Source organism: Candidatus Syntrophosphaera thermopropionivorans (genome assembly GCF_004353895.1).
Lineage (GTDB): Bacteria > Cloacimonadota > Cloacimonadia > Cloacimonadales > Cloacimonadaceae > Syntrophosphaera > Syntrophosphaera thermopropionivorans.
In genome coordinates, this window is record NZ_SMOG01000008.1 from 20,014 (window position 1) to 44,592 (window position 24,579).

Annotated in this window: 19 protein-coding genes; 16 read left to right on the plus strand and 3 right to left on the minus strand. The window is 36.9% G+C overall.

Annotated elements, in window-relative coordinates; translation table 11 throughout:
• Positions 1-101: 101 nt before the first annotated feature.
• On the minus strand, positions 102-1,052 hold the full coding sequence (locus E0946_RS03790) for a YitT family protein (RefSeq protein WP_133201144.1): 951 nt from the start codon (positions 1,050-1,052) through the stop codon (positions 102-104).
• 125 nt (positions 1,053-1,177) lie between these two features.
• On the opposite strand from E0946_RS03790, the gene E0946_RS03795 reads away from it, so the two are divergent.
• Genes E0946_RS03795 through E0946_RS03815 form a run of 5 tightly spaced genes read left to right on the plus strand, consistent with a single transcriptional unit; the run spans position 1,178 to position 6,494 of the window.
• Positions 1,178-2,839 carry a nucleoside kinase gene (locus E0946_RS03795; protein WP_133201145.1) on the plus strand — a complete coding sequence of 554 codons (1,662 nt, stop codon included), beginning with the start codon at positions 1,178-1,180 and terminating at the stop codon, positions 2,837-2,839.
• Between the two features lie 2 nt (positions 2,840-2,841).
• Positions 2,842-4,740: a DNA mismatch repair endonuclease MutL gene (gene mutL, locus E0946_RS03800; protein WP_133201146.1), complete on the plus strand. Its 1,899-nt coding sequence runs from the start codon at positions 2,842-2,844 to the stop codon at positions 4,738-4,740.
• Positions 4,737-5,657 (plus strand): tRNA (adenosine(37)-N6)-dimethylallyltransferase MiaA, encoded by a 921-nt coding sequence (miaA, locus tag E0946_RS03805; RefSeq protein WP_133201147.1) that lies wholly within the window; start codon positions 4,737-4,739, stop codon positions 5,655-5,657. The genes mutL and miaA overlap by 4 nt, the downstream gene beginning before the upstream one ends.
• 10 nt (positions 5,658-5,667) lie before the next feature.
• Positions 5,668-5,868, plus strand: a complete 201-nt coding sequence (locus E0946_RS03810; RefSeq protein WP_133201148.1) for a SurA N-terminal domain-containing protein — start codon at positions 5,668-5,670, stop codon at positions 5,866-5,868.
• A 23-nt stretch (positions 5,869-5,891) separates the two neighbouring features.
• The gene (locus E0946_RS03815) at positions 5,892-6,494 is read left to right on the plus strand and encodes a peptidylprolyl isomerase (RefSeq protein WP_133201149.1); all 603 of its coding nucleotides are present in this window, start codon (positions 5,892-5,894) and stop codon (positions 6,492-6,494) included.
• A gap of 3 nt (positions 6,495-6,497) precedes the next feature.
• Here E0946_RS03815 and E0946_RS03820 read toward each other — a convergent pair whose 3' ends face one another.
• Complete coding sequence (locus E0946_RS03820) at positions 6,498-7,244, minus strand: ABC transporter ATP-binding protein (protein ID WP_133201150.1); 747 nt, start codon at positions 7,242-7,244, stop codon at positions 6,498-6,500.
• Positions 7,222-8,226 (minus strand): ABC transporter substrate-binding protein, encoded by a 1,005-nt coding sequence (locus E0946_RS03825; protein WP_133201151.1) that lies wholly within the window; start codon positions 8,224-8,226, stop codon positions 7,222-7,224. Before E0946_RS03825 ends, E0946_RS03820 begins: the two co-directional genes overlap by 23 nt.
• 249 nt (positions 8,227-8,475) lie before the next feature.
• Between E0946_RS03825 and E0946_RS07235 the strand changes: the two genes are divergently transcribed.
• From E0946_RS07235 to E0946_RS03875, 11 genes are all read left to right on the plus strand, one after another.
• Positions 8,476-8,619 (plus strand): hypothetical protein, encoded by a 144-nt coding sequence (locus E0946_RS07235; RefSeq protein ID WP_165942077.1) that lies wholly within the window; start codon positions 8,476-8,478, stop codon positions 8,617-8,619.
• A 377-nt stretch (positions 8,620-8,996) separates the two neighbouring features.
• Positions 8,997-10,520 (plus strand): proline--tRNA ligase, encoded by a 1,524-nt coding sequence (proS, locus tag E0946_RS03830; RefSeq protein ID WP_133201152.1) that lies wholly within the window; start codon positions 8,997-8,999, stop codon positions 10,518-10,520.
• A gap of 1 nt (position 10,521) precedes the next feature.
• On the plus strand, positions 10,522-11,751 hold the full coding sequence (locus tag E0946_RS03835) for a competence/damage-inducible protein A (protein WP_133201153.1): 1,230 nt from the start codon (positions 10,522-10,524) through the stop codon (positions 11,749-11,751).
• Positions 11,748-12,974: a phosphoribosylamine--glycine ligase gene (gene purD, locus E0946_RS03840; RefSeq protein ID WP_133201154.1), complete on the plus strand. Its 1,227-nt coding sequence runs from the start codon at positions 11,748-11,750 to the stop codon at positions 12,972-12,974. The genes E0946_RS03835 and purD overlap by 4 nt, the downstream gene beginning before the upstream one ends.
• Positions 12,975-12,989: 15 nt before the next feature.
• The gene (locus E0946_RS03845; RefSeq protein ID WP_133201155.1) at positions 12,990-18,008 is read left to right on the plus strand and encodes a C25 family cysteine peptidase; all 5,019 of its coding nucleotides are present in this window, start codon (positions 12,990-12,992) and stop codon (positions 18,006-18,008) included.
• Between the two features lie 8 nt (positions 18,009-18,016).
• Positions 18,017-19,033, plus strand: coding sequence for a PorV/PorQ family protein (locus tag E0946_RS03850; protein WP_133201156.1), 1,017 nt, complete (start codon positions 18,017-18,019; stop codon positions 19,031-19,033).
• A gap of 10 nt (positions 19,034-19,043) precedes the next feature.
• The gene (locus E0946_RS03855) at positions 19,044-19,820 is read left to right on the plus strand and encodes a hypothetical protein (RefSeq protein ID WP_133201157.1); all 777 of its coding nucleotides are present in this window, start codon (positions 19,044-19,046) and stop codon (positions 19,818-19,820) included.
• 126 nt (positions 19,821-19,946) lie between these two features.
• Complete coding sequence (locus E0946_RS03860; protein WP_133201158.1) at positions 19,947-20,522, plus strand: SLBB domain-containing protein; 576 nt, start codon at positions 19,947-19,949, stop codon at positions 20,520-20,522.
• Positions 20,523-20,530: 8 nt separating this feature from the next.
• Positions 20,531-22,825 (plus strand): GumC family protein, encoded by a 2,295-nt coding sequence (locus E0946_RS03865; protein ID WP_133201159.1) that lies wholly within the window; start codon positions 20,531-20,533, stop codon positions 22,823-22,825.
• On the plus strand, positions 22,752-23,630 hold the full coding sequence (gene ispE, locus E0946_RS03870) for a 4-(cytidine 5'-diphospho)-2-C-methyl-D-erythritol kinase (protein WP_207930821.1): 879 nt from the start codon (positions 22,752-22,754) through the stop codon (positions 23,628-23,630). The genes E0946_RS03865 and ispE overlap by 74 nt, the downstream gene beginning before the upstream one ends.
• Positions 23,614-24,558 (plus strand): ribose-phosphate diphosphokinase, encoded by a 945-nt coding sequence (locus E0946_RS03875; protein ID WP_133201161.1) that lies wholly within the window; start codon positions 23,614-23,616, stop codon positions 24,556-24,558. Before ispE ends, E0946_RS03875 begins: the two co-directional genes overlap by 17 nt.
• Positions 24,559-24,579: the final 21 nt, after the last annotated feature.

Below are 24,579 nucleotides of genomic sequence, written 5' to 3' on the forward strand. Positions count from 1 at the left end.
TTATTTTTAAAAAGTTCAGACAAACAACAGATTCTGCTCTTAGCATTGAAATATAGGGTTATACAATCTAAATTAGTCAGAAGGATGACCTTTTTCTATTTTCACTCGCTGAGGTCCAGATTACGAGAACGAAATCCATAACCCATAACATCATAGACATCAGTTACAATCATAAAAGCGTCAGGATCAGTATCTTTGACAATATCGGTTAATTGACCTACCTGCCGACGATTCAATACACAGAATAAGACCTCAATATCCTTATTCTCATATCCACTTCTGGCTTTTAAGAAAGTCACTCCTCTATCCAGTTGTCTAAATATTTCCTCTTTAATAGATTCCACCTCCGGAGAGATTACATACACACCCTTCACATAGGGCAATCCTTCGGAGGTTAAGTCTGTTATCTTGGTAGTAATAAAGAGGTTAATAAATCCCCAGATAAGAATTTTAGGGTCTTTTAACATAATAGAAACAAAAAGTATAATACCACTTTCTACCAGATAATAACCTGTTCCGATAGAAAGTCCAGCCTTCTGCTTAATTAGAGCCACTGGAATATCTGTTCCACCAGTAGAGCCACGGAAACGGAAGATTAAACCCAATCCGAGACCTAAAATAACAGAACCCGTAATCGCTGAAAGTAGCAAATCATTGGGTGAAAGATAAGCATAGATTGTTCTCCCGTTATATATAAAAGTATGGTTAGATAGCTCCATTAAACCTAACCTTGCCAGATTTTTGATACTAACGAAATCGGTAAATACTGAAGATATCACCATTCCATAGATAGACTTTGTCCCAAAAGCTTTTCCAATAAAGATAAAACTTATTATAAATAAAGGAACATTCAGCAAAATCATAGACAATCCATAGGGTATTTTGAAATAATAATTCATTACCTGTGCCACACCTGCAACGCCACCAGGAGACATATTGTAAGGCATCAGGAACCAGGCATATCCGATAGCGACTAAAAGAGCTCCAAAAGTTATACCTACCAGATTCTTTGTTTCTCGCAAGATATACTGTTTTTTGCTAAGTTTCTTCATTTTATTACCTCTTAAATTCTTGACTAAAAAAACCGCTTTTTATTGTATGAAATAAACTAATGCTTTATGATTATATAATATCTTATAAAGCCGAATAAGCTATAAAAGAAAAAAGGACACTGACAATGATCATAGATTTGAGATTAGATGGCAATAAATACCGGCAGATAGAACTTGAATCTGCAAAATCTATTCGTGATATCTTAAAAGACACTGATATTCCGGCAGATAAAATTCTATCGTTCAAAATTGATCATACTCAATATGTTAATGAAGAATTTATTCCACAACACAGTATGATGATTGATTGTATCACTTTTAATCATCCTGAGGGAAGTCGTATCTATCAGGATTCAGCTATATTTATACTGGCTAAAGCAGTAAATTCACTACTTGGAATTCAACATTCATTGGTAGTGGAACATTCTATTGGAGATGGAGTATTCTGTGAAGTTTTTGGCGCTCAACGCTGGACAGAACAGGATTGTAATAGAGTGAAAGAAGAGATGATTAAGATAGTGGAATCCGATCTTCCCATTGATAAAATTACTGTCCCCATCTCTGAAGCATTAGAAATATTCAGCACTATGGGACGAAAAGATGTGATAAAAAACCTTAAATATAACTATCGGGATGAAGTCTCTATCTATCGTTGTGGGAAGTATTATGATATATTTTTAAGACCTCTGGCTGATCGCACAGGTAGGGTTAAGGAATTTGATATAGTTTATCAGGAACCTGGTTTCATTCTTCGCTTTCCTACGGGTAAAGAATGTAAATTAGCCCAGCCTTTTGTCTTTCCCAAAAAACTATTCCAATTACACCAGGAACATGACAAGTGGTTGGATATTCTTGGGGTGCATAATATCATTGATGTTAATAAGCTCACAGATAACTATGATATCTCAGAATTCATTCTGGTGGAAGAAGCTCTGCATGAGAAGAAAATAGCTGAAATTGCTGCTGCTATCGTAAGTGAACCTAAAATCAAACTTATCCTTATTGCAGGACCTTCTTCTTCTGGTAAAACAACCTTCGCTAAAAGACTTTCCATTCAGCTTCTTGCCTGTAAAACGAAACCAGTAATGATAAGTCTGGATGATTATTTCATAGATAGAGAGAAGACCGTCCGGAAAGAAAATGGCGAATATGATTTTGAAAGCATCTATGCTTTGGACCTTGATTTTTTAAATCTTCAACTAACTCAACTACTTGCTGGTCAGGAGATAGAATTGCCTCATTATGATTTCACCCGGGGTATCCGAAGAAGAAGCAATGTTATCGTTAAACTGAGGGAAAATGATGTCATAGTTATTGAAGGAATACATGGTTTAAATGAGCTTCTGACCTCTTCTATCAAAGCAGAAAATAAGGTTAAAATCTATGTAAGTGCACTGAATCAGCTCAATATAGATAATCACAATAGGATAGCCACCACAGATTGTCGTTTGATCCGTCGTATTATTAGGGATTATCAATACCGAGGCTATACTGCTATAGAAACCATTCAGCGCTGGCCCAGTGTGCGTGAAGGTGAAGAAAAAAATATCTTTCCCTATCAGGAAAATGCTGATTTTATGTTCAACAGCAGCCTCACTTATGAGCTGGGAGTTTTACGTAAGTATGCCTGGAAGCTACTGCTTTCTGTACCAAAAAGTTCTGCTGGCTACACGGAAGCACAAAGATTACTGGCTCTTCTTTCCAATATTAAAGATATTCCTGATAGCCTGGTTCCTTATAACTCTATCATTAGAGAATTTACCAATGGCTCAATTTTCCGCTATTAATTATGAATAGAATCCATATATTATCCGAAGATGTGAGCAACAAGATTGCTGCAGGAGAAGTGATAGAACGACCTGTTTCTGTAGTAAAAGAACTGGTAGAAAATTCTATAGATGCTGGTGCTACATTAATTACAGTTAGTATAGAAAACGGAGGAAAAGAACTGATTCAGGTTAGTGATAATGGCTCTGGTATGAGTGCTGATGATGCCCTTCTCGCTTTTGAACGACATTCCACCAGCAAGATAAAGACCGTTGATGACATCACTCATATTGAAACCTTAGGTTTTAGAGGAGAAGCACTTCCCAGTATTGCCAGTGTTAGTAATCTTACTCTTATTACCAAAGATGCTGATTCAGAAGTGGCAACTCAGATAGAATATCAGTTTGGGAGACTGGTAGGTATAAATCAAATTTCAGCCAATCAAGGAACTACAGTTTCGGTTAAAGCATTATTTAAGGAGCTCCCAGCCAGAAGAAAGTTCCTCCGTAGTTCTCAAACCGAGTTACATCATATCCTGCGTTATTTGCATTATCAGGCAATTCTGAATCCTGCTTTAGGAATTAAGCTCTATGTGGATGGCAATCAAAGACTTTCCTTTGTCCCTGCTCAAAACAGAGAGGAAAGAATGGGTGAAGTGTTTGGCTCAGGTTTCTTCAACGATGATATTATCCCTATAAATATTGAGAATGAAGGCTATAAACTGGAAGGTTATATCTTTGGATTGGAAGATAGAAGCGATAAACTTATTGATATGCAATATATCTTTATCAATGGACGCTTTATTCCCGATAAGACCGTCAAACATGCCATTAAATCTGCCTATGAACCCTTCATTCTTAAGACCAGAGCCTGGCAAAAAGGAAACATTCCTCCCTATATTCTTTTCTTAGTTGTTCCTGCTGACCAGATTGATGTTAATGTCCATCCAGCTAAGATGGAAGTGCGTTTCCGCGAACAACAAAAGGTGCACTCTTTAATCTTTACCACTCTGACCGAAGCTTTGAATAACTATGAATACGAAAAATTTGCCACTGCCAGGGCAAAATTTCAGGATTTATCTTCCAGCCAACCTGTTACCAGCACAGAAAGAGCTATTTTTACCAGTAATACTCACATCCCTCGTTTTTCCGAATATAAAAAAGAGTATGGCAAACTCTTTCAACCTGAGATATTCCCACAAAACGACGAAAAGCCTGCTGAAACCAAAGAAATCCCTTTGGTTAATCTGGATAAAAAACAGGAAGAAGAACAGCTGGAAATCTTACCTGATTTGCCTAATGATTCTTTTCACTATCGCTTGCTGCTTAGTAACGAAGAAGACTACATCAATCCCTGGCAATTACATAATACTTATATATTCATCCAGGTTGAAGACGGATTTGTAATCATAGACCAGCATGCAGCTCATGAGAGAATTATCTATGAAAAGTTATTGCAAAGAACTCAAGGAGCTCCTGCTGTTCGTCAAAAACTCCTTATTCCTTTAGTCATTGATATACCTCCCATTATAGCTACAGAAATTCGTGAATTGATAGAGCAAAATCTGGAATTACTGGAAAAAACCGGTTTTGTCCTCAAGAAATTCAGTGGAGACTCACTCGTAATAGAAGAAATTCCAGCGGAACTGGATGACTGGCAAGGTGGAAAAGTCTTCATAGATATATTGAAACAGCTTCAGGATGAGCTGGAAACTAACTCTGATTTCCGTGATTCTCTGGCTAAATCTATTGCCTGTAAAGCAGCTATAAAAGCAGGAAAAAAGCTTACTCGCAAAGAGATGTTGAACCTCATTAATCAACTTTTTGCCTGTAATATGCCCTATTTCTGTCCTCATGGTAGACCCTTAATCGTAAAAGTTACTCTTAACGATTTAGAAAAGAAATTTAAACGCCAGTTATGATTCCTCTTATCACTCTGGAGGGACCAACTGCTTCGGGCAAGACAGAACTGGCTATCCTTTTAGCTAAAGAACTTGGTTCTGAAATTATCTCCGCTGATTCTCGTCAAGTTTATCGCTATTTAGATATCGGAACGGCTAAACCTTCAGTTGAACAATTACAGCAGGTAAAACATCATCTAATCAGTATAATTGACCCTTCAGAAAGCTATAATGCCGGCAGATTTTGTGCTGATGCAGGAAACATCATTGAAGATTTGCATTCTCGGGGCATTATACCCATTGTTTGTGGTGGAACTGGTCTTTATGTGTCTTCTCTATTAACTGGATTGTTCCCTGAAATTAAGATGGATAAAGATATCCGAGCCAATTTAATAAAACGGATGAATCAGGAAGGTTTAGCCCCCCTTTATGAAGAACTTAAAAAGATAGACCCTGATTTTGCCTTTAGAATTAGCTCTAATGATAAGCAACGCATACTCCGTGGGTTAGAAGTTTATTACGCTACCGGCATTCCTATTACCAAACACTGGAAAAATCAGACCAGTCATAATCGCTATCATACTTTTCGTATTTTGCTTCAACCTCCTCGTGAAATTCTTTATCCCAGAATCAATAACCGCATTCAACAAATGATAGATAGTGGCTTATTAAATGAGATAGAGCATCTATTTAAGCTCGGATATACTCCTCTTTCACCTGGGTTAAATACCTTAGGTTATAAAGAATTTCTACCCTATTTTCTGGAAAATGCACCTCTGAACCAATGTATTTCTCTGGCTGCACAACATACTCGTAATTATGCCAAAAGACAATATACCTGGTATCGTAAATACAAGTTTGATTTGACATTTACCTCAAATGATTATATTATATCAGAGATAATCACAATAATTAAAACATATTTTAAGAAAAAATAATGAGGATAAAATGCATCTGATCGCCAGAGTATTTGATGTGGAGATTACAGAAGAAGAACTTCTCCAGGAAAGTGTTACCCTTTATGGGCAGGATTCCTTGAACGGATTAAAACGCGCTTTAGACATGCTGATAAATCGTTATCTGCTCTATCATCAAGCCCTGTTAAATGGTTTTGAGGTCTCGGAGGAAGAATTTGATAATGCCTTTTAGAAGCACTGGATTTTGATGATTCAGTGGCTAATAACGAACATACACCTTCCCAAATTGAAGAACAGATTAAACAATGTATACTGATTCGTAAGTATATGCAGCAGATTTATCCATCTGATAGAGAAATCCCTGAAAGTGAGCTTCTGGCTTTTTATGAAGAACAAGAGGAAAACTTTTCCTCTCAGGAAATGGTGCGAGCTTCTCATATCCTTATTCGCAAAGAAGAAGAAAATGCAGAAGAGAAAGCAAAGAAATTACGAGAAAAAATCAATACTCCAGCAGACTTTAAAAATTTCTGTGTCCAGTATTCCCAATGTCCATCAGGAGTTTATGGTGGAGACTTAGGTTGGTTTCCTCGTGGCAAAATGATAAAAGAGATTGAAGATGTGGCTTTTTCTTTACAGCCCAATGAAATCAGTGAGGTCTTCCCTACTAAATATGGTTATCATATTTTGATGGTTACAGATCGTCGTGAACCTCATCCTATACCCTTTGAAGATATCCGGGAAAGCTTAGAAACTTCTCTCAATGAATTTAGAAAGGAATTCGTCCTGGCTCGTCATATTCAAGAGCTACGCAATACCTATAAAGACCAGATAGAAATCCTGGACGAAAATTATCTCTAAGTATCACACTCCATTAGCTACCAGTTCCAATATTTCTTTTTTCAATTTAAGCACTTCCATTTCATTCATTTTATTGGAACGGTCTAATTTAAAAGAACATACAAATTTCCCGGGTTGCTTTCTCATCACCATAATGGTATCTGATAGATTAATCGCTTCCTCAATGTCATGCGTGACCAGTATTATGCTCAATTTTAATTCTCTCGCTATATAACCCAGCCAGTTCTGCAACTGGATACGAGTGATAGCATCCAGACTGGCAAAAGGTTCATCCAGCAAGAGAAGTTTTGCCTCCATCATACAGGTGCGTAAGAAGGCTGCTCTTTGACGCAATCCTCCTGATAACTGATAAGGCATATGCTTGATATGACCTTCCAATCCAAAGACAGGTAATAGTTCCTGAATTCTGGCTTTAGCCGCTTTGATATCACCATTACGCACTCTCACTGGAATAAGAACATTTTCCTGAACATTCAACCAGGGAAAAAGCAGGTCATCTTGTGGCATATACCCTAAGAGACCAGTCTTTCCGGTAATTCGTTCACCCTGATAGTAAATTTCACCTTTATCAGGTTTAGTGATTCCAGCTAAAAGTTCCAGAAAGGTAGTTTTACCGCAACCACTGCTTCCTACGACACTCACAAATCCCTCCTCTTCCATAGTAAAGTTTACATCTTCCAGGATGAGTTGCGGTTTACCTGCCAGTAAGAATGATTTATAAAGGTGTTCAGCTCTTAGTATGGGTTGCATCGGGTAAAAATTCGTTAGTGAAAAGTTCCTGTGCTTTCAGACTTTTTTGAATTATATGTTTTTGATACATCCAATCTGCAAAACGCTGCCAGACCGAGAAATCTTGCAGTCCCCATTGCGATGCGTCTGAAATAAATTCAGTCTTTAAATAGTTTAGACTGGCTTTTACCAGATTTTTATCCAGTTCAGGCACTGCTTTCCAAAAAATTTCCGCTGCCGATTCAGGATTTTGAACGCAGTATTCATAGCCTTTACTGGTAGCTTCAAGAAAATCACGAACCAATTCAGGGTCAGAATTAAGTAATTGGTCATTGGCAATTAAAACGGGTGTATAAAAATCAAAAACTGGGTCTAAATCCCTAACTGGAATATAATTCAATTCTATTCCTCTAAGCTTAGCTTGAACACCATCCCAGCCATAATAAATCCATTCAAAATCTGCATCTCTACCAATAGTGGAAAAGAAATCCGTTATTCCATAAACAATTTGAACTTTTTTATAATCTGCATCATAAGATTCCATCACCTGTCTCAAAATTTCCAGTTCAGAAGGCCAGCCAGAACTGCCATATCTCTTTCCTTCAAAATCTTTAGGACTGATAATATTGGCACTTTTTAATGAGGCAAAACCAGAGGTATTATGCTGGATAATTGCCGCAATAGATTTCACTGGAATATTCTCCGAACGAGCAATAGTGACGCTTTCTTGGTAGCTAACTCCAAATTCTGCCTGGTCAGAAGCAATAATTTTTTCTACAGTATTCTCTCCCGGTTGAAGAATTTCTACTTCCAGACCTTTCTCTTTATAATAGCCAAGTCCCTGTGCAACATAGAGTCCACTATGATTGGTATTGGGTGTCCAGTCCAGAACTACTCGCACTTTGCGTAAAGTAGTTTCTGGCTTTGCCTTTTTCTTACATGCTATAACTCCAAACAATAATATTGCCGTAATTACTGTCAGAATCATCAATTGCCTTTTCATTTTTGCTCCTGTATCTTCATATTTTATAATTAATTACTTATTTATTTTGGCTCTCACCTTTTTAGGTCCTAAAAGCTGTTAATTTTATTTACTATGTTTTTAGCTCTTACTTTATGTCAAATCCTTTCAGTTTTCTTACTACTTATTTTTTCGCTTCTTACAAATTCTATCTTAGCTCTCCCTTAGCTCTCCCTTAGCTCTCACTTGGCTCTGGAGATAAGTGGGAGTTAGGAGATAGTATGGTGAAATATGGTGAAACGAGTATGGTGGAACGAATATGGTGGAACAAGTATGGTGGAACGAGGTCCTCCTCGTTTCAAGCTTCGCAGAAGCTTTCTTTTTTGGGGTCGTAAACGTCCTCTTACACGGGGTCATAAACGTCCTCGTTTATGAAGCTCCGCAGGAGCTTTCTTAAAGTATAAATAAAAGCCTAAAGGCTTGGCGAGATGAGGACATCTCACCACCATTTAACGAGATGAGGACATCTCACCACCATAAAAGCCTGACGGCTTTGTGCAGATGGGGACATCTGCACACCATTGGGGGTCATAAACGTCCTCGTTTATGAAGCTCCGAAGGAGCTTTCTAATATAACTGTAGTAGAAAAGATGTGGGTATCTCTTCTCCCATAAAAGGAAATCTTTTTCTACTTCCCTAACCGCATTTTTATCTCTCCTAAAATATAATTTTAACGCTATGCAAAAGTTTTCTTATTGACAATATGTGAGTATTAAAGGAATTGTGCTAATATAAAAAGTAAGGGATGTTCAATGAACAAAGCAGAACGGACGGCAATAGAGCCTAAAAGAGAAGAAAATTATTCAGAATGGTATCAGCAAGTGATTAAAGCTGCTGATTTAGCAGAAAATAGTGAAGTGCGTGGTTGTATGGTCATTAAGCCCTGGGGTTTTGCTATTTGGGAAAATATAAAAACCTACCTTGATCGTATGTTCAAAGAGACAGGTCATCAAAATGCCTATTTCCCAATCTTTATTCCCTTACATTACTTTGAAAAAGAAGCAGAACATATTGAAGGTTTCGCCAAAGAATGTGCCGTTGTGACACATAGCAGATTGGAAGCAGATGAGCAGGGAAAACTTAAGCCAGCAGGTGAATTAACTGAACCCTACATAGTTCGTCCTACCAGTGAAACAATTATTGGAGCTTCCTTTGCTCGCTGGGTCAATTCCTATAGAGACCTTCCTCTCCTCATAAATCAATGGGCAAATATTGTCAGATGGGAAATGCGAACCCGATTGTTCCTTCGCACTACGGAATTTCTCTGGCAGGAAGGACATACTGTCCACGAAACGGAAGAAGATGCAAGGTTAGAAACTTTACGAATGCTGGATGTTTATGCTAAATTTGCGGAAGAATATCTTGCTATTCCCGTGATTAAAGGTGCCAAGACGGAAAGCGAAAAATTTCCTGGAGCAGTTGATACCTATTGCATTGAAGCTATGATGCAAGATAAAAAAGCGTTACAATGTGGTACTTCTCACTTTTTAGGACAGAACTTTGCCCGTGCTTCCAATATCCGTTTCCAGAATAGAGAGGGTGAATTTCAATATGCCTGGACAACCTCTTGGGGTGTTTCTACTCGTCTTATAGGTGCTTTAATTATGACTCATAGCGATGATAATGGACTAGTGCTTCCTCCCAAAATTGCTCCTGCTCATATCGCCATCATACCTATCTATCGCAATGATGAAGAAAAAGATAAGGTGATGACACTTGCTCATAAACTAAGTAATGAACTGAGACAAGTTAATTTTGATGGAATACCTATTCTAACTGAACTGGATAACCGTGACCTTACCTCCAGTGAACGAAACTGGTACTGGATTAAAAAGGGGATGCCCTTAAGGATAGAAATTGGTCCCCGAGACATTTCCTCTAATAGCGTGATGATATCCAGAAGAGACGAAAATCCCAAAGATAAACATCGTATTATGATTGAAGAGGTAGTGGATTATTGCAAGACCACCCTTCCCGAAATGCAAAAGAATATCTTTCTGAAAGCAAAAGATTTCCGTGAACAAAACACAGTCAAGATAGATAGTAAGGAAGAATTCTATCGCTATTTCACTCCTAAAAATGAAGAAGAACCAGAAATTCATGGTGGATTTGCCCATTCTCATTGGTGTGGCAATCCTCTCTGTGAAGAAAAAATAAAGGAAGATTTGAAGGTAACTATCCGTTGCATTCCTCTTGAATCAGAAAAAGAAGAAGGGAAATGCATTTATTGTGGTCAACCATCATCTCAGCGAGTAATTTTTGCTAAGGCATATTAAGATGAGAAAAAGTGCTGTAATAACCATCGGTAATGAGATTTTACTGGGTAAGACTGTTAATACCAATCTCACTTTCCTGGCTCAGGAACTGGCTAATTTAGGTCTTCCAGTAGATTATTCAGTAACCATTAAAGACGAAGCTACAGCCATTCATCAAGCTTTGAGACAATGCTGGGAAAAATATGATGTTGTCATCACCACTGGAGGTTTAGGACCTACTACAGACGACATAACTAAACAAGAGATAGCTTCCTTCTTCGGGAAAAAATTGGTCTTTAATGAAGAAGTCTGGGAACAGGTGCAGAAGATTTTTGCCGCAAGAAATATGCCTACTCCTGAAATAAATCGTAGTCAAGCTATGGTTCCGGAAGATTTTATAGCTTTAAAAAATGAACGAGGCACTGCTCCTGGCTTATTCTATGAAGAAGGAGAAAAGAGTTTCTTCGCTTTTGCTGGCGTCCCTGTAGAGATGAAACATATCTTCTTAACTCAAGCAAAACCAATCTTAGAAAAGAAATATGGCACTCAGGATAAAGTTATTCAAAGAACTATTCACACCTTTGGCATAGCAGAATCTGCCTTAGCGGAACTGTTATCCGATTTCCAACCACCTGAAAATGTTAACTTTGCTTGGCTTCCTCAACCAGGAAGAGTAGATTTGAGATTTTATGGTACTGACGCTCAGGCTATTGAAAAAGTTTTCAACGAATGCTATTCGCGAGTTCAAACATATGCCTGGGGATTTGATGATGACACTCCCGTAAGCGTTTTACACCGTATTTTAAGAGAGAAAAAATTATACCTTTCCGTAGCAGAATCCTGCACTGGAGGTCTCGTTCAAAAAATGGTCACTGACTTAGCTGGCTCTTCCGATGTATTTTTAGGTGGAGTAGTTAGCTATGCCAATGAAATCAAAGTGAAGATATTAAAGGTTAAACCTGGAACACTTAACAAATACGGTGCTGTAAGTGAAGAATGTGCACGGGAAATGGTCACTGGTGTAAGAGACTTAACGGATTCGGATATAGCCATTTCTACCACAGGAATTGCCGGACCTGAGGGTGGTACTGCAGAAAAGCCTGTGGGAATGGTCTGTTTCGGTTTTTCCGTTCATAATGACATCTGGAGTATAACTCATATTTTCAATGGAGATAGAGAAATCATTCGTCAACAAGCAGCTGAGTTTGCTCTTCTGAATTTAATCAAATACTTACAAGGTCACAAATTTTGAAGGTTTTGATTGTAGGCAGTGGAGGGCGTGAACATTCCTTAGCAGAAGCTTTTGCCAAGGATATAAAAAAATCGGACATCTATGTTGCTCCTGGTAATGGCGGAATTGCCTTAGATTATAAATGTTTGCCTCTGCGTAATAAAGAAGAAATCATTAGCTGGTGCAAAGACAATCGTCCTGACCTGGTAATGGTAGGACCAGAACAATATCTGGCAGAAGGATTATCTAATAGCCTGAATGCCGAAGGAATCCCCTGTGTGGGTCCTTCTCAAGAGGCAGCAAAAATTGAAAGCAGTAAGATTTTTGCTAAAACCTTGATGACTAAATACCACATTCCTACCGCTTCTTATGTGGCATTTGAAGATAAAGACCAGGCTTTAGCATATGTGCGTTATATGGGCAAATATCCTCTGGTGATAAAGGCAAATGGACTTGCCGCTGGAAAAGGTGTTATCATTGCTGAAAATCAAAAACAAGCAGAATATGCTATCCAGGCACTGGAAAATAAAGTAGTGGTTGAAGAATACTTAAAAGGATGGGAAGTCTCTTTATTCGTGATAACAGATGGTAAAGATTTTAAGACTACAATCTTCTCTCAAGACCATAAACAATTGGGTGAAAATGATACGGGACCTAATACAGGTGGAATGGGAGCTTTCGCTCCAGTCAAAGAAGCTGAATCCTATCGTAAACAAATAGAAGAGCAAATTGTTGCACCTATTCTGGAAGGATTAAAAGCTGAAGGATGTCCCTACAAAGGTTTTCTTTATTGTGGTTTGATGATAACTGAAGAAGGACCTAAGGTTCTGGAATTCAATTGTCGTCTGGGAGATCCTGAAACTCAAGCAATTCTTCCTTTATTACAAACATCTTTCACCGAGGTCTGTTATGCTATTCTGAATAATAAGGTCTCAGATTTAAAACTGGAATGGAGCCCTCAAAGCAGTGTTTGTGTAGTACTCGCTTCTCAAGGCTATCCTGGTACTTTCCCTACCGGTTTTCCAGTTATTATTAATTCTCCTATCACCAGTAAGATTTTCTTTGCTGGAGTAGAAAATAAAGATGGACAACTGATTACTTCTGGAGGAAGAGTTCTTTCTCTGGTAGCTCTGGGCAAAAACCTCTCAGAAGCACGGAGAAAAGTCTATCAAGATATAAATAAAGTTAATTTTACCGGAAAATACTTCCGAAGAGATATCTCTTTACGAAAAAATAAGTGTTAAGGTTAAAAGATATTTATGAAGAAAATAGTTTTGTCCTTGTTTTTACTTATCCCAGCAATATTTATTAGTGCTCAATCACGAGTTATCAGCCAAAGTCCAAATGAGGTAACTTTTGAATTTACCCTTCCTGAATATCAGATAGATTATTTGAAGATAAATGGAATCACCTGGCAACAAATAGTCTCTGATGAAGGAATTATTTTAGAAAAAGAAGGTTATCCCGAATTATTATTTTTCTGCGAAAATATAGCTATACCCGTGGATGGAGATATCTCGGTTAAAGTTAGCAGTGTCTCCAGCACTACCTTAAAAAATATAAATTTGAAGCCTATAGAAAAGTTGGTGGTTCAAGATAATAAGGTTGATTACCAATTTTATCAGGATACTAAAGCTTACAGAAATAATCAGCTATATCCTCTGGAGATAGTTCAAGCTGGTAAAAGTGCTTTCATAGGAGACCGCAGATTTGTTCCGCTACATATCTTCCCTTTTCAGTATAGAGCTACAACGAAGGAATTGATTGTTAATAGCAAATTTAAAGTGGAAGTTCGGATTCTGGGAAGTAAATCTGCCTCACCTAACTGGCAATTGAGTGAAAACCCTATTGACCAGGTTGGCGATTCCTTTTTCCTGAATAATGCTTCATCCAAAAGCTGGCGTTTAGCTAAAACTAAAGATAATAGTTATCAATCTCCTAAAGGTGGAACAAGTGCAGTTAATGAAATCCAGATTATTGTCAATCAGGAAGGAATTTATAAAGTCACCTATCAGCAATTGAATGACTTTATCCAGATTATGACTGATTCTTTAGAAGTGGCAATGGCATGGGATATTGATACAATTGACCCTCGTCATTTAGAATTAACCGATGAAAAAGGTCCTGTCCCCATCCACTTTTATGGTGAAGCGGATGGACATTTCAATAGAGGAGATTACTTTGAATTCTTCGGAGATCGTCATTATGGTGATACCTGCTATAATGATGACTATACAGCCGAAAATGTGTACACTCTTTATCTGAAATCTGGATTAGGTGCCAGAATGGCGGTAGAAAATGGAGGTTTAGTCAACTCCAATCCTGCTCAATATATAGTTCCTGATGCCTATGAGCAAACTGTCCATTTTGAACAACAATTATTAATGGATAAATTAGGACATAGCTGGTCAGATAGCAATCCTGATTTTTATAAAGAGGACATCTGGTTCTGGAGAAGAATTAAAGCTCCAGATTTGGATATCATTCCCTTCCAGCTGCAGTATCCCAAAGATAGCGTTATAAGGCGTGCTCGTGCAAAGGTTTCTCTGTATGGTCTAACTTATTCCACTTCTCTTGCACCAGGACAATATGACCATAACGCTACGGTGAGAATAAATCAAGCTATGATTAATACTCATAACTGGATTGGGCAAACCGAACAAATCTTTGAGAATGATGTGCCTTTTGCCAATTCTTACCTTTATCACGGAACAAATAATATGTATATCAGTCTTTCTGGTAATACAGCATCTGGAACCTTAGAACAAGTTCTCCTGGACTATTTAGAACTCACTTACTGGCGTGAATATAAGACCAGTGAAGATAAAATAAAGTTCACTAAACCATCAGACCGTCCAGCAGGTTTATATCAGTTTGAAATAAGTGGTTTTAATACTAACGATGTCTCAGTTTATAAAATAGGCTCAAGTATTTTTAATAGCCTGCAAATAGAACCTTTTGCGGTTAATGGAGGTGCTCCCTGGACTGTCTCACTACAAGATAGTGTTTATTCTACAGATGTGGTTTATTACGCTGTTACAGAAAGTAAAAAACTATCCCCTTTGGGGTTCAGGTTAAATCTACCGTCGGATTTAAAGAATCCGGCTAATGCGGCAAATGTTATAATGGTAGGTAATAGAGAATTGCTGGAATCAGAAGGAGCAGATCTCTTAGTTAATATCTGGGAAGCAGATAGCTATGTTGTCAGAAAAGTTGATTATCAGGACATCTTCGATGAATTTAATCACGGGATAAGGTCTGCGGAAAGTTTAAAAGAGTTTTTCACCTACGCTTATAATAATTGGTCTCCTCCCCAGCTAAATTATGTTGTCTTATTAGGTGAAGGTATAAATGATGAGCGAGATAATAGTCCCTCTCGTCAATATGCTTTAGTTCCAGTTAAAAAAGTATGGACCATAAATCATGGTGCTACTGCCAGTGATACCTGGTATGGAACAATTGTAGGAGATGACCCCATTCCAGACATTGTAATAACTCGGATAAATGCCTGGAAACCAGAACAGGTTCTTGCCTATGCTCAAAAAGCTTATAATTACAGAAATAATCTTCTCACTAATAGGTTGTGGAATAATCATATCACATTAAGTGCTGGAGGTACACCTGGTTCGGCTCAAAATATTTTTGCCTTGCAATCGGAACGCATAAGAAGAAAGAGCATTCCACAAGATTACAGAGTGACCAGAGTCTATGGCTCTTCTCAGGGTGTAAATTCTGGTTATTATGGCAGTTCACCTCAATTAAAAGAGGCAATTAATACCGGAACTCAGTATTTACAATTTATGGGACATGGTGGTTCTGGTATTTGGGCAGATTACAATCTGCTAAACTTAAGCGATATAGCCACATTAAATAATCAAACTTATCCTATTGTAGTTAGCCTGGCTTGCTATTGCTCTGCTTTTGATACCAATGGATTAGGAAGTATCAGTGAAGCCTTTACTATGCAACCAAATAAGGGAGCTATTGCTACCTTTGGTTTTACGGGATTAAGCTATGAACGCTCTGATGAGGATTGGGCTTTAGCCTTAACTGAAGCAATTTATAAACACGATTTCCCAACTCTTGGTCAAGCTTATCAATACACTTTAGCTAAATTTACCAGTAATAGTGGAATTTTAGGTATAACCTATGCCCTAACCTATGGAGCTACTCTTTTAGGAGACCCCTTAATTAGATTGAAAAAACCTATAACTGATATCTCAGTTAATACAGATGAAGCCATTTTAATGCCAGGTGACACCCTGGTCGTGAGAGCACAATTCCCTCAGGATGTTCTTGCAGCAAGACTATATATTCAGAATAACGATGAAATTATATTAAATATACCCTATGATTTACCAGTAATAAATGGGAACTATAGTGCCAACTATATCATTCCAGCCAATATTCAGCCTCCTTATACCCGGAAGATTTTCCTGGCTGGATATTCTGTGACTGATGAGTATATAGGCAGGTCTGTTTTTGGAGTGGGTCGTTCTGCATTAACTCATATTAAAACTATACCGGAAAATCCTGCCTGGAATGATTCTCTTTCTTTTATTGCAAAACTTTTCAGCAATGAGGAGCTGCTTTCCCTAAAGGCTACTGTTTGTGTGGATAGCACTTTTGCGGGTGCTACCTGGTTAGACTTACCAATGCAAGCCTATCCAGATATAGAAAATGGTTATATTACCATAAACAAATTACCACCTCTTTCTCCTGGAAAAGAGTATTTCTTTAAATATATAATGACTACCAATAGCGGTAACTACGAGTCCGTGTTGTATAGTTATTTAACCCGATTACCAGACTTGTATTTAAAAGATATTAAGTTAGAAACATCAAATTCTGAGCAAATACTTAAAGTTCTGGTACAAAATATAGGCAACTCTGCTTCTTTGATTACCGATATCAAACTCTATACCCAGATTCCTAATAGCACAGAAACACTTGTAAAAACTCTGGATATGCCACCACTGGCAGTGAATGAAGAAATATGGGTTAATTTTTCCTTAGATGACCTTCCGCAAGCAAATATAGGAACAATAACCTTAAAAGTAAAAGTTAATGTTTCTGGAGCTTTTCCAGAATCACACTCCAACTATAATGCAAGCAATGTAATCTCATTAACTACTTGCTTCAACTATTATACTGTCACTAATACTGGCTCTTTGATACAGAGTGTGGATAATAATGTTACCTGTGAAATACCACCAAATCTGGTTCCAAGCGGGAGAAATTCTGTATTCTATATTAATAGTGTTGGAACTTATACAGCTAATGCTCAGCCAGATATATATCCAATAAAATTGAAAAGTTATGACAATTCACCTTCTATTCCTGCTTCCAATGCATATGAAATTAGAACCCTGGATACTGCCCTGGTAGATTCCACCGGAACATTTATAAATAATAAGAAGATAAAGCTTACCTTTTTCTATAGCACAAATGACCAGGAAACACAGAATCTGGAAACGGAAAATTCCTATAAAATTTATCGCTGGGAAGATTCTGGAAAAAAATGGATACTACAAGGTGGAAATATTTCAGCTTCTGAGGACAAGGTCAATTTTGAAGTATCTAAACCCGGTATCTATACCATTTATCGTAATTGTGACCGAATAAGACCCTCAATTGATATCAATGTGCAAGAACAGGAATTTACCGTCGGAGGTTATATATCCGGAACAGGGACTATGTCACTATTACTAAGTGATGCTAATGGAATTGATGTTTTTGACAATTCAATCCAGCTTTATCTTAATGGAACTAAAGTTCCAGAAGAAGATTACACCGTCACCATCAACTCCGAGTATTTAAATAGAATCCCCGTAAAATATCAGCTTAATTTAAGTAAAGGGACCTATTCACTGGTTATAGATTGTAAGGATGTAAATGGCAATTTCAATACTCGGGAAACACAATTCTATGTAAATAACACCTTTGATATTAAAAATATTGGCAACTATCCTAATCCAGTTCTGGGTGTTACAGAAGACCCTAAAAATCAGGGTAGAACACGTTTTACCTATGTGTTAACCGATGATGCAGATGAAGTGACGATAAAAGTTTATACTGTAGCAGGTCGTCTGGTTAAGACCTTTAAAAATCTCCCCACTGGAGTTGGATATCATGAATATCCAAGAACGGTTTATGGATGGGATTGTAAAGATGAGTTTGGCTATTATCTGGCTAATGGAGTCTATTTCTACAAGGTTATAGCCAAAAAGGGAAACAAAAAGATTGAAAAAACTATGAAAATGGCTATTTTGAAATAGGTGCAGATATGAGAAAGACTTTCTGGATATTAATTTTTACTCTCGCTTTTGCTTTACCTTTAAACGCTGGTCGCTATGCTGGTGATTTTATGATGATAGGTTCGGGTGTGCGTCCCTTAGGAATGGGAGGTGCTTTTGTCTCTTTGGCAGATGATGGCTCTGCTATCTACTGGAATCCTTCGGGTATATCACAAATAAAAAAATCTGAGGTTACTGCTATGCATGCTTTCTTGTATAATGGTTTAGCCTCTTATGACCATATTACTTTTTGCCAACCCTTGCCAAGTGATGTGACTATTGGAATAAATATCACCCGCTTAACCATAAATGATATACCCCTTTTCAAAGAATCTTATTTAATCGGGACTAATGTAGACCAGAGGATAAATAATAGTGCCTATCAATTAACCGGAATTCCTGATGGAAAATTTAAAAGTACTGATGACCTCTACCAATTTGCCTTTGCCAAACATATTCATTATGATTTAAATATGGGATGGCTCTTTTTCGCTATTCCTATTGATTTCTGTGCGGGTGGAAACATTAAGTTCATAAATAGAAAAATAATGGATAATGTTGGTTCAGGTACGGGAATTGATTTTGGTATGAAACTTAAAACCGATATGGCAATACTCTTTGATTGGGACGCCTTAGGAACTTTAGATATAGGAGTTAATTTCCAGGATATTGCTGGAACTCAAATCAGCTGGGATACCCCTTCACAAACTGGACATAGCGATGAAGTTTTATTCAATACTAAATTAGGACTTGCCATAACTCAGCCTATCCCTAAGATTGATTCAGAGGTTATTCTGGCATATGATTATGATTATGTCTACAATGGATGCAACCATTATGGTGCCCAATTTTCTTATAAAAATTTGGGAAGCTTAAGATTGGGTTACTATGATACCAATTTCACCTGTGGTGCAACCATTAATGTCTATGGCGTTAATCTTGACTATGCATTAGTCACAAATCCAGTAGGTATAACCAATAGAATTGGTTTGAGAGTTAGCTTTTAGTGGAGATAAAATGAAAAAATATATGTTTTTATTTATTATAGCGTTGGCTATCATCTTAACCGGATGTTCGGGTAGAGATGAAAATGAAAAAGATAAAATCCCTCCTATCCCGCCAGTTTTAACTCCTCATTTAGGCGACACTGGAGATCCACCTGTAGAATATGGAGGACAATTGATTGTTCTTAATGAGGACAACAATGGAATTGACGCAGTTCCCGATGGAGATTGGATAAGAGTGCTCTGGGATCCTTTCAAAGATACTGATTTAAGCCATGTAAGGATTTATCGTTTTAATGATTTTAACCCTGAACCTGTATTTATGGATTCAATATCTGCTTCCGCACATTACTATCTGGATACAGACACCAATATAATGGAACGAGTTTGGTATTCCTACTTTATTGACCTGGTAGATTTAGCTGGGAATACATCTCGTTCTGATACCACTTCTTATGCTCTATTACCTAAAAGCATCCTTATTTCTCCAGCAGATAATTCTGTAATATCTCCTTTAAATATGAGTTTCAAATGGCATCGTATTGGTAGTGTGGGCAAATTTAGAATTATTTTCTTTGACGAGAATTACAATTATGTCTGGCATAAGGACATCACTACAAACTTAGAAAATGAGGAGTTTGAAGTTATAGATTTCCCCGTCAATACTGCTCAGCAATATGCAGGACAAAGTTTGAGATGGCGAGTAGATTCATTTGAATATGATGCAGACAAAGAAGAATATATGGGTTCAGAATCAAATGAAAGAATTATCCATATTGGTCAGATATAACAGATATGAACTGTACTATTCTAATTTCAAAGAATATGATTAGGTCTACAATGAAATTAATGTTTTATCTTGACATAAATCTATAAATGAAGAAAATAAAAATAAATTCTAATAAATGAGGCTAAATTGAAGAAAATACTGCTTTTTATCATAATCACCAGCTTTACAGTATTAGCTTTTGCTCAAGCAGGAAATGTAGTGGTTACTTCAACCAGCACCTCTGCTTATTCCTATGAGGGAACTGGAGCAGGAGCACAAAAATTGAAAATGAATGTTTATATTCTCGGTAGGGTCAATAAACCAGGTTTATATCTAGTCCCCGATGATACAGATTTTCCTACTTTGTTAGCTTTAGCTGGAGGTCCAGCAGAAGATGCAAAACTTTCTAAAATCCGTATTATTAGACCAGTTAATCCTACTTTAGATGCAGAATCGGAACCAGAAGTTATCTGGCTGGATTTCAAAAAATATATGGATACAGCTGATAATAAATATCTTGCCACAAAGACCATAAAAACGAAAGTTATTGATGAATTTACAGGAGAAGAAATAGAACATACTGTTTATGACCTGCGTCTTCAACCTGGAGATACAGTTGTGATCTCTGGCACTATCTTTTATGCTTTTGATAGAATAGCGGACTTTCTCTCCAAAGTTGCTATCGCACTCAGTGTTTATAATTTAATAGCCAATATTAAGTAGGTGATAAGATGGAACAACAACCTATGCAAAATCCTCAAACACCTCAAGTTGAAGAGATAAATCTCAAAGAATATTTACGCATTATTTATCAATTCCGCTATTTAGTAGTTATTATATTTGTCGTCGTTATAATCGGCACTATTCTTTATACTTACCAGCAACCTCGTATTTACTCTGCCACTTCTAAAATTTTAATGGAAAATAAATCTACAGGTGCAGATATTTTAATGCTAACCGGTCAGGGTAGTGGAAAAAACTACATCAATAATCAGATACAACTTATCAAGAGTAAACCTCTTTTATCTGCAGCCTGGGAAATTATGAAAAAGAATCCGGAATGGGAAGCTTATCCAATTAGTTCAACCGAAAATCCTATTGATCATTTAGGTGAAGTTAAAATAGAAGCATTAAGGGAAACTGATGTTTTAAATCTTTCTTTTGAATCTACTAATCCAGGAGAAGCTATGGCAACTGTTAATGCTATAGCTGATGCTGTGGTTCAGCAAAATACTCAAATAGCAAGATTAGAATATACTACAGTTAGAGAATTTCTGGGAGAGCAACTTGACCTGATTTCTCGTAGATTACAGGCTTCAGAAGAGGATTTAAGAGCTTTTAAAAATGAAAATAAGATAGTAGAACTCACGGAAACTACCAAAAAATGGATTGAGCAATCTGCAGATGTTGAATCTCAATATGAATCGGCATTAACAGACCAGGCAGTTAAAGCAAGGACTCTGGAAGTGTTAAAGAGACAGTTAAAAGACCAGGATTCTTTAATGGTAGAAGTTGATAATGTCTTAAGAGCACCTTACATAGAGCAGTTACGTAAAGATATAACTAACACTCAAGCCACTATAGCAAAATTACGCACTAACGAAAATTATTCTTCCGACCATCCCCAAATAAAACTCCTTCAAGAAGAACTTTCTAAAACTAAGGCTACTCTGGATGCTGAAATAAAAAAATATATCAGTAAAAATTTAAATTATGACCCTCTCTCTTTCAGAAATCAAATCCTTACTAAGATAGTTCAAGCAGAAGTAGACCTTGAAATGGCTCGTACTCAAGTTCATGGACTGGAACAAACAAAAGCTATCTTTGAAGATAGAATTATCACTTTGCCAGATAAGGAACTTCAGCTGGCACGTTTGACCAGAAGTATGGCTCTGGATGAAAAAATTTACGGCATAATGATGGAAAAGTATGAAGATGCCCGGATTGCAGAACAAGCAAAAATAGGTAATATAAGAGTCATTGATTATGCCACTAGACCAGATAAACCCATCAAACCTAATATCTCTATGAATTTATTAGTTGGTATCCTGCTTGGTTTAGGATTAGGTATTGCTACAGCATTAATTGTACATTCTATGGATACTAAGTTGCGTACTCTTGAAGATATTGAAAGCTATGTCCGTTTACCTATTTTGGGTACTATCCCCCTAATTCAAGAATCTGAATCCCGGATTATGGAATTCAATCGGATGATAGAACAAAGTGAGGGAGAAAATAAAGAGCAACTGAGTAAATCTTTACATTATGTTATGATGCAATTGGTCTCTCATTATGCTCCAAAATCACCTATCTCAGAAGCTTATAGAACCTTAAGAACGAATATACTTTCTAAAAAAACCGAAGGTAGCACCTCAATGTTAATTACTTCTGCAGGTCCTAAAGAAGGTAAATCTACTACTATTTCCAATCTTGCTATAACTTTTTCCCAGATGAACGCTAAAGTTATCTTAGTTGATATGGATATGCGACGTCCTATGCTTCATAATAAATTCGCCTTGGAAAAAGAAAATGGTATCAGTGACTATCTAATTGACCAGGATGTTCCGTTAAAACAAATAATTAAGGCTTCAGGTATACCCAATCTGGATATCATTACCAGTGGTTTTATTCCTCCAAATCCTTCTGAGTTAATTTCATCTCCCAGGATGGATAAAATAATTGAAGAATTAAAATCTCAATATGATTATATTCTCTTTGATACACCACCTATTATTGCCGTGACAGATGCTTTAATTCTGACTAAAAAGGTCGATCTTACTTTCTTAGTTGTTCGTTGTGGAACTACAGAAAAGGGCATTGTTAAGCGTGCAAGGGATATGATGGAAAATGTTAATGCCACAATAGATGGTATTATTGTGAACGGCGTTTATGTCCAAAAGTATTATAGTAAATCTAACTACTACTATTATTATTACTATTATTATTACTATTATGGTGAACAGCAACCTAAAAAACAAAAGAAGGCTAATCTATCCTTCATACGCAAAAATAAATCTATTCCTTGAAATATTAGGTCACTTACCTGATAATTTCCATCAGATTGAGACACTGCTCTGCAGTGTCTCACTTTTTGACACTATAAAATATACTTTGACAAAAAAGAAAGATTTGAAAAAATGGATTTACTTAAATGATAATATAAGCGAAAATAATCTTATATATAAAGTCGCTGATTACTTATATAATCAATATAAACCTGATTGGGGAATTGAGATTCAATTGATAAAAAGGATACCTATAGCAGCCGGATTAGGTGGAGGTAGCAGCAATGCAGCAACCACCTTATTAGCTCTTAACTATTTGTGGGAGCTCGGATTGAGCATTGATGACCTTACATCAATTGCAAGCATTTTTGGAAGCGATATTCCCTATTTTCTCTATGGAGGCACAGCTTTTGCTACTAATCGTGGCGAGGTTATTCAACCATTAGAGGATTTCAATCTGGATAACATTTTATTGGTTAACCCCAATATAATGATTTCCAGCTCTGAAGCTTATCAAATAGCTTCTATTCCAACGGAAAATGAAAGACGACATTGTAGAATCTCGCAGGATGTAAAATGGTTTTTTAACCGACTGGAAGCTCAGGTGCGAATTGATTATCCTTTAGTGAATGAAATATTGAATGATTTAATAAAATTGGGTGCGAGCACTGCCCTTATGAGTGGTAGTGGTCCCACCTGTTTTGGTGTTTTTGAAGATAAGTTTAAAATGCATAAATGCGAAGCATATTTTAAAGAAAAAGGATACTGGACAAAACTCGTAAGAACGATAACAAGGGAAGAATATCAAAATGTATTCCAAGCTTAAATTAATTAGTGGTCACGCAAATAAACCTCTGGCTGAAGAAGTTGCTAATTATGTAGGTGTACCGTTATCCGATATAGACCTTTTTAAGTTCTCTAATGACGAATCTTTCGTTAAAATTAATGAAAGTGTTCGTGGCACAGATGTATTCATTATACAGCCGACCTGCAGGCCGGTAAATGATAATTTAATTGACCTTTTAATAATGATAGATGCTCTCAAACGAGCTTCTGCTCAACGTATCAATTGCGTTATTCCTTATTATGCTTATGCTCGTTCAGACAAAAAAGATCAACCCCGGGTGCCGATAACTGCCAAATTAGTGGCTGATTTATTGACTGTAACTGGTGCAAATAGGGTTGTTGCAGTTGATTTGCATGCGGAGCAAATTCAAGGGTTTTTTAGTATACCCGTTGACCATTTATATACTATCCCCATTTTTGCTAGATATTTTAATGAGATGAATCTGGATAATCCGGTTGTAATATCTCCTGATTCTGGGGGTGCTAATAGAGCTCGTGCTCTGGCAAAAAGGTTAAATTGCGGTTTAGCCATAGGAGATAAAAGACGACAGGCTAATGACGATAAGACGGAATTATTAAATATTATCGGTGATGTAGAAGATAAAACAGCGATTTTATATGATGATATAATAGATACAGGAAGCAGTTTGATAAAGATCGCAAATGTGCTGAGTACGAAAAATGTTAAAAATATTTATGCAGCTTGCACACATGGAGTTCTTTCCTGTTCTGCAGTTCAGAATATAAACAATTCTAATATTGAGAAACTATTCATTACAAATACCATTCCTCTTTCTGAAGAAGCTGCTGCTTGTCCCAAAATTATTCAGTTATCCATAGCTGAGATGCTGGCTATGGCAATAAAAAAAATACATACAGAAGAATCTCTTAGTGTTCTATTTACTTAGGATTTGAGATTGGAGGTAGAA

What these genes read in the sequence shown, in the direction of transcription:
- E0946_RS03825 (WP_133201151.1), bottom strand. Translation starts at nt 8,226, where the DNA reads ATGAAAAGGCAATTGATGATTCTGACAGTAATTACGGCAATATTATTG.
- E0946_RS03875 (WP_133201161.1), top strand. Translation starts at nt 23,614, where the DNA reads ATGTATTCCAAGCTTAAATTAATTAGTGGTCACGCAAATAAACCTCTG.
- E0946_RS03820 (WP_133201150.1), bottom strand. Translation starts at nt 7,244, where the DNA reads ATGCAACCCATACTAAGAGCTGAACACCTTTATAAATCATTCTTACTG.
- proS (WP_133201152.1), top strand. Translation starts at nt 8,997, where the DNA reads ATGAACAAAGCAGAACGGACGGCAATAGAGCCTAAAAGAGAAGAAAAT.
- E0946_RS03865 (WP_133201159.1), top strand. Translation starts at nt 20,531, where the DNA reads ATGGAACAACAACCTATGCAAAATCCTCAAACACCTCAAGTTGAAGAG.
- E0946_RS03845 (WP_133201155.1), top strand. Translation starts at nt 12,990, where the DNA reads ATGAAGAAAATAGTTTTGTCCTTGTTTTTACTTATCCCAGCAATATTT.
- E0946_RS03855 (WP_133201157.1), top strand. Translation starts at nt 19,044, where the DNA reads ATGAAAAAATATATGTTTTTATTTATTATAGCGTTGGCTATCATCTTA.
- mutL (WP_133201146.1), top strand. Translation starts at nt 2,842, where the DNA reads ATGAATAGAATCCATATATTATCCGAAGATGTGAGCAACAAGATTGCT.
- E0946_RS03795 (WP_133201145.1), top strand. Translation starts at nt 1,178, where the DNA reads ATGATCATAGATTTGAGATTAGATGGCAATAAATACCGGCAGATAGAA.
- miaA (WP_133201147.1), top strand. Translation starts at nt 4,737, where the DNA reads ATGATTCCTCTTATCACTCTGGAGGGACCAACTGCTTCGGGCAAGACA.
- E0946_RS03850 (WP_133201156.1), top strand. Translation starts at nt 18,017, where the DNA reads ATGAGAAAGACTTTCTGGATATTAATTTTTACTCTCGCTTTTGCTTTA.
- E0946_RS03810 (WP_133201148.1), top strand. Translation starts at nt 5,668, where the DNA reads ATGCATCTGATCGCCAGAGTATTTGATGTGGAGATTACAGAAGAAGAA.
- E0946_RS07235 (WP_165942077.1), top strand. Translation starts at nt 8,476, where the DNA reads ATGGTGAAACGAGTATGGTGGAACGAATATGGTGGAACAAGTATGGTG.
- E0946_RS03790 (WP_133201144.1), bottom strand. Translation starts at nt 1,052, where the DNA reads ATGAAGAAACTTAGCAAAAAACAGTATATCTTGCGAGAAACAAAGAAT.
- ispE (WP_207930821.1), top strand. Translation starts at nt 22,752, where the DNA reads ATGGTGAACAGCAACCTAAAAAACAAAAGAAGGCTAATCTATCCTTCA.
- E0946_RS03835 (WP_133201153.1), top strand. Translation starts at nt 10,522, where the DNA reads ATGAGAAAAAGTGCTGTAATAACCATCGGTAATGAGATTTTACTGGGT.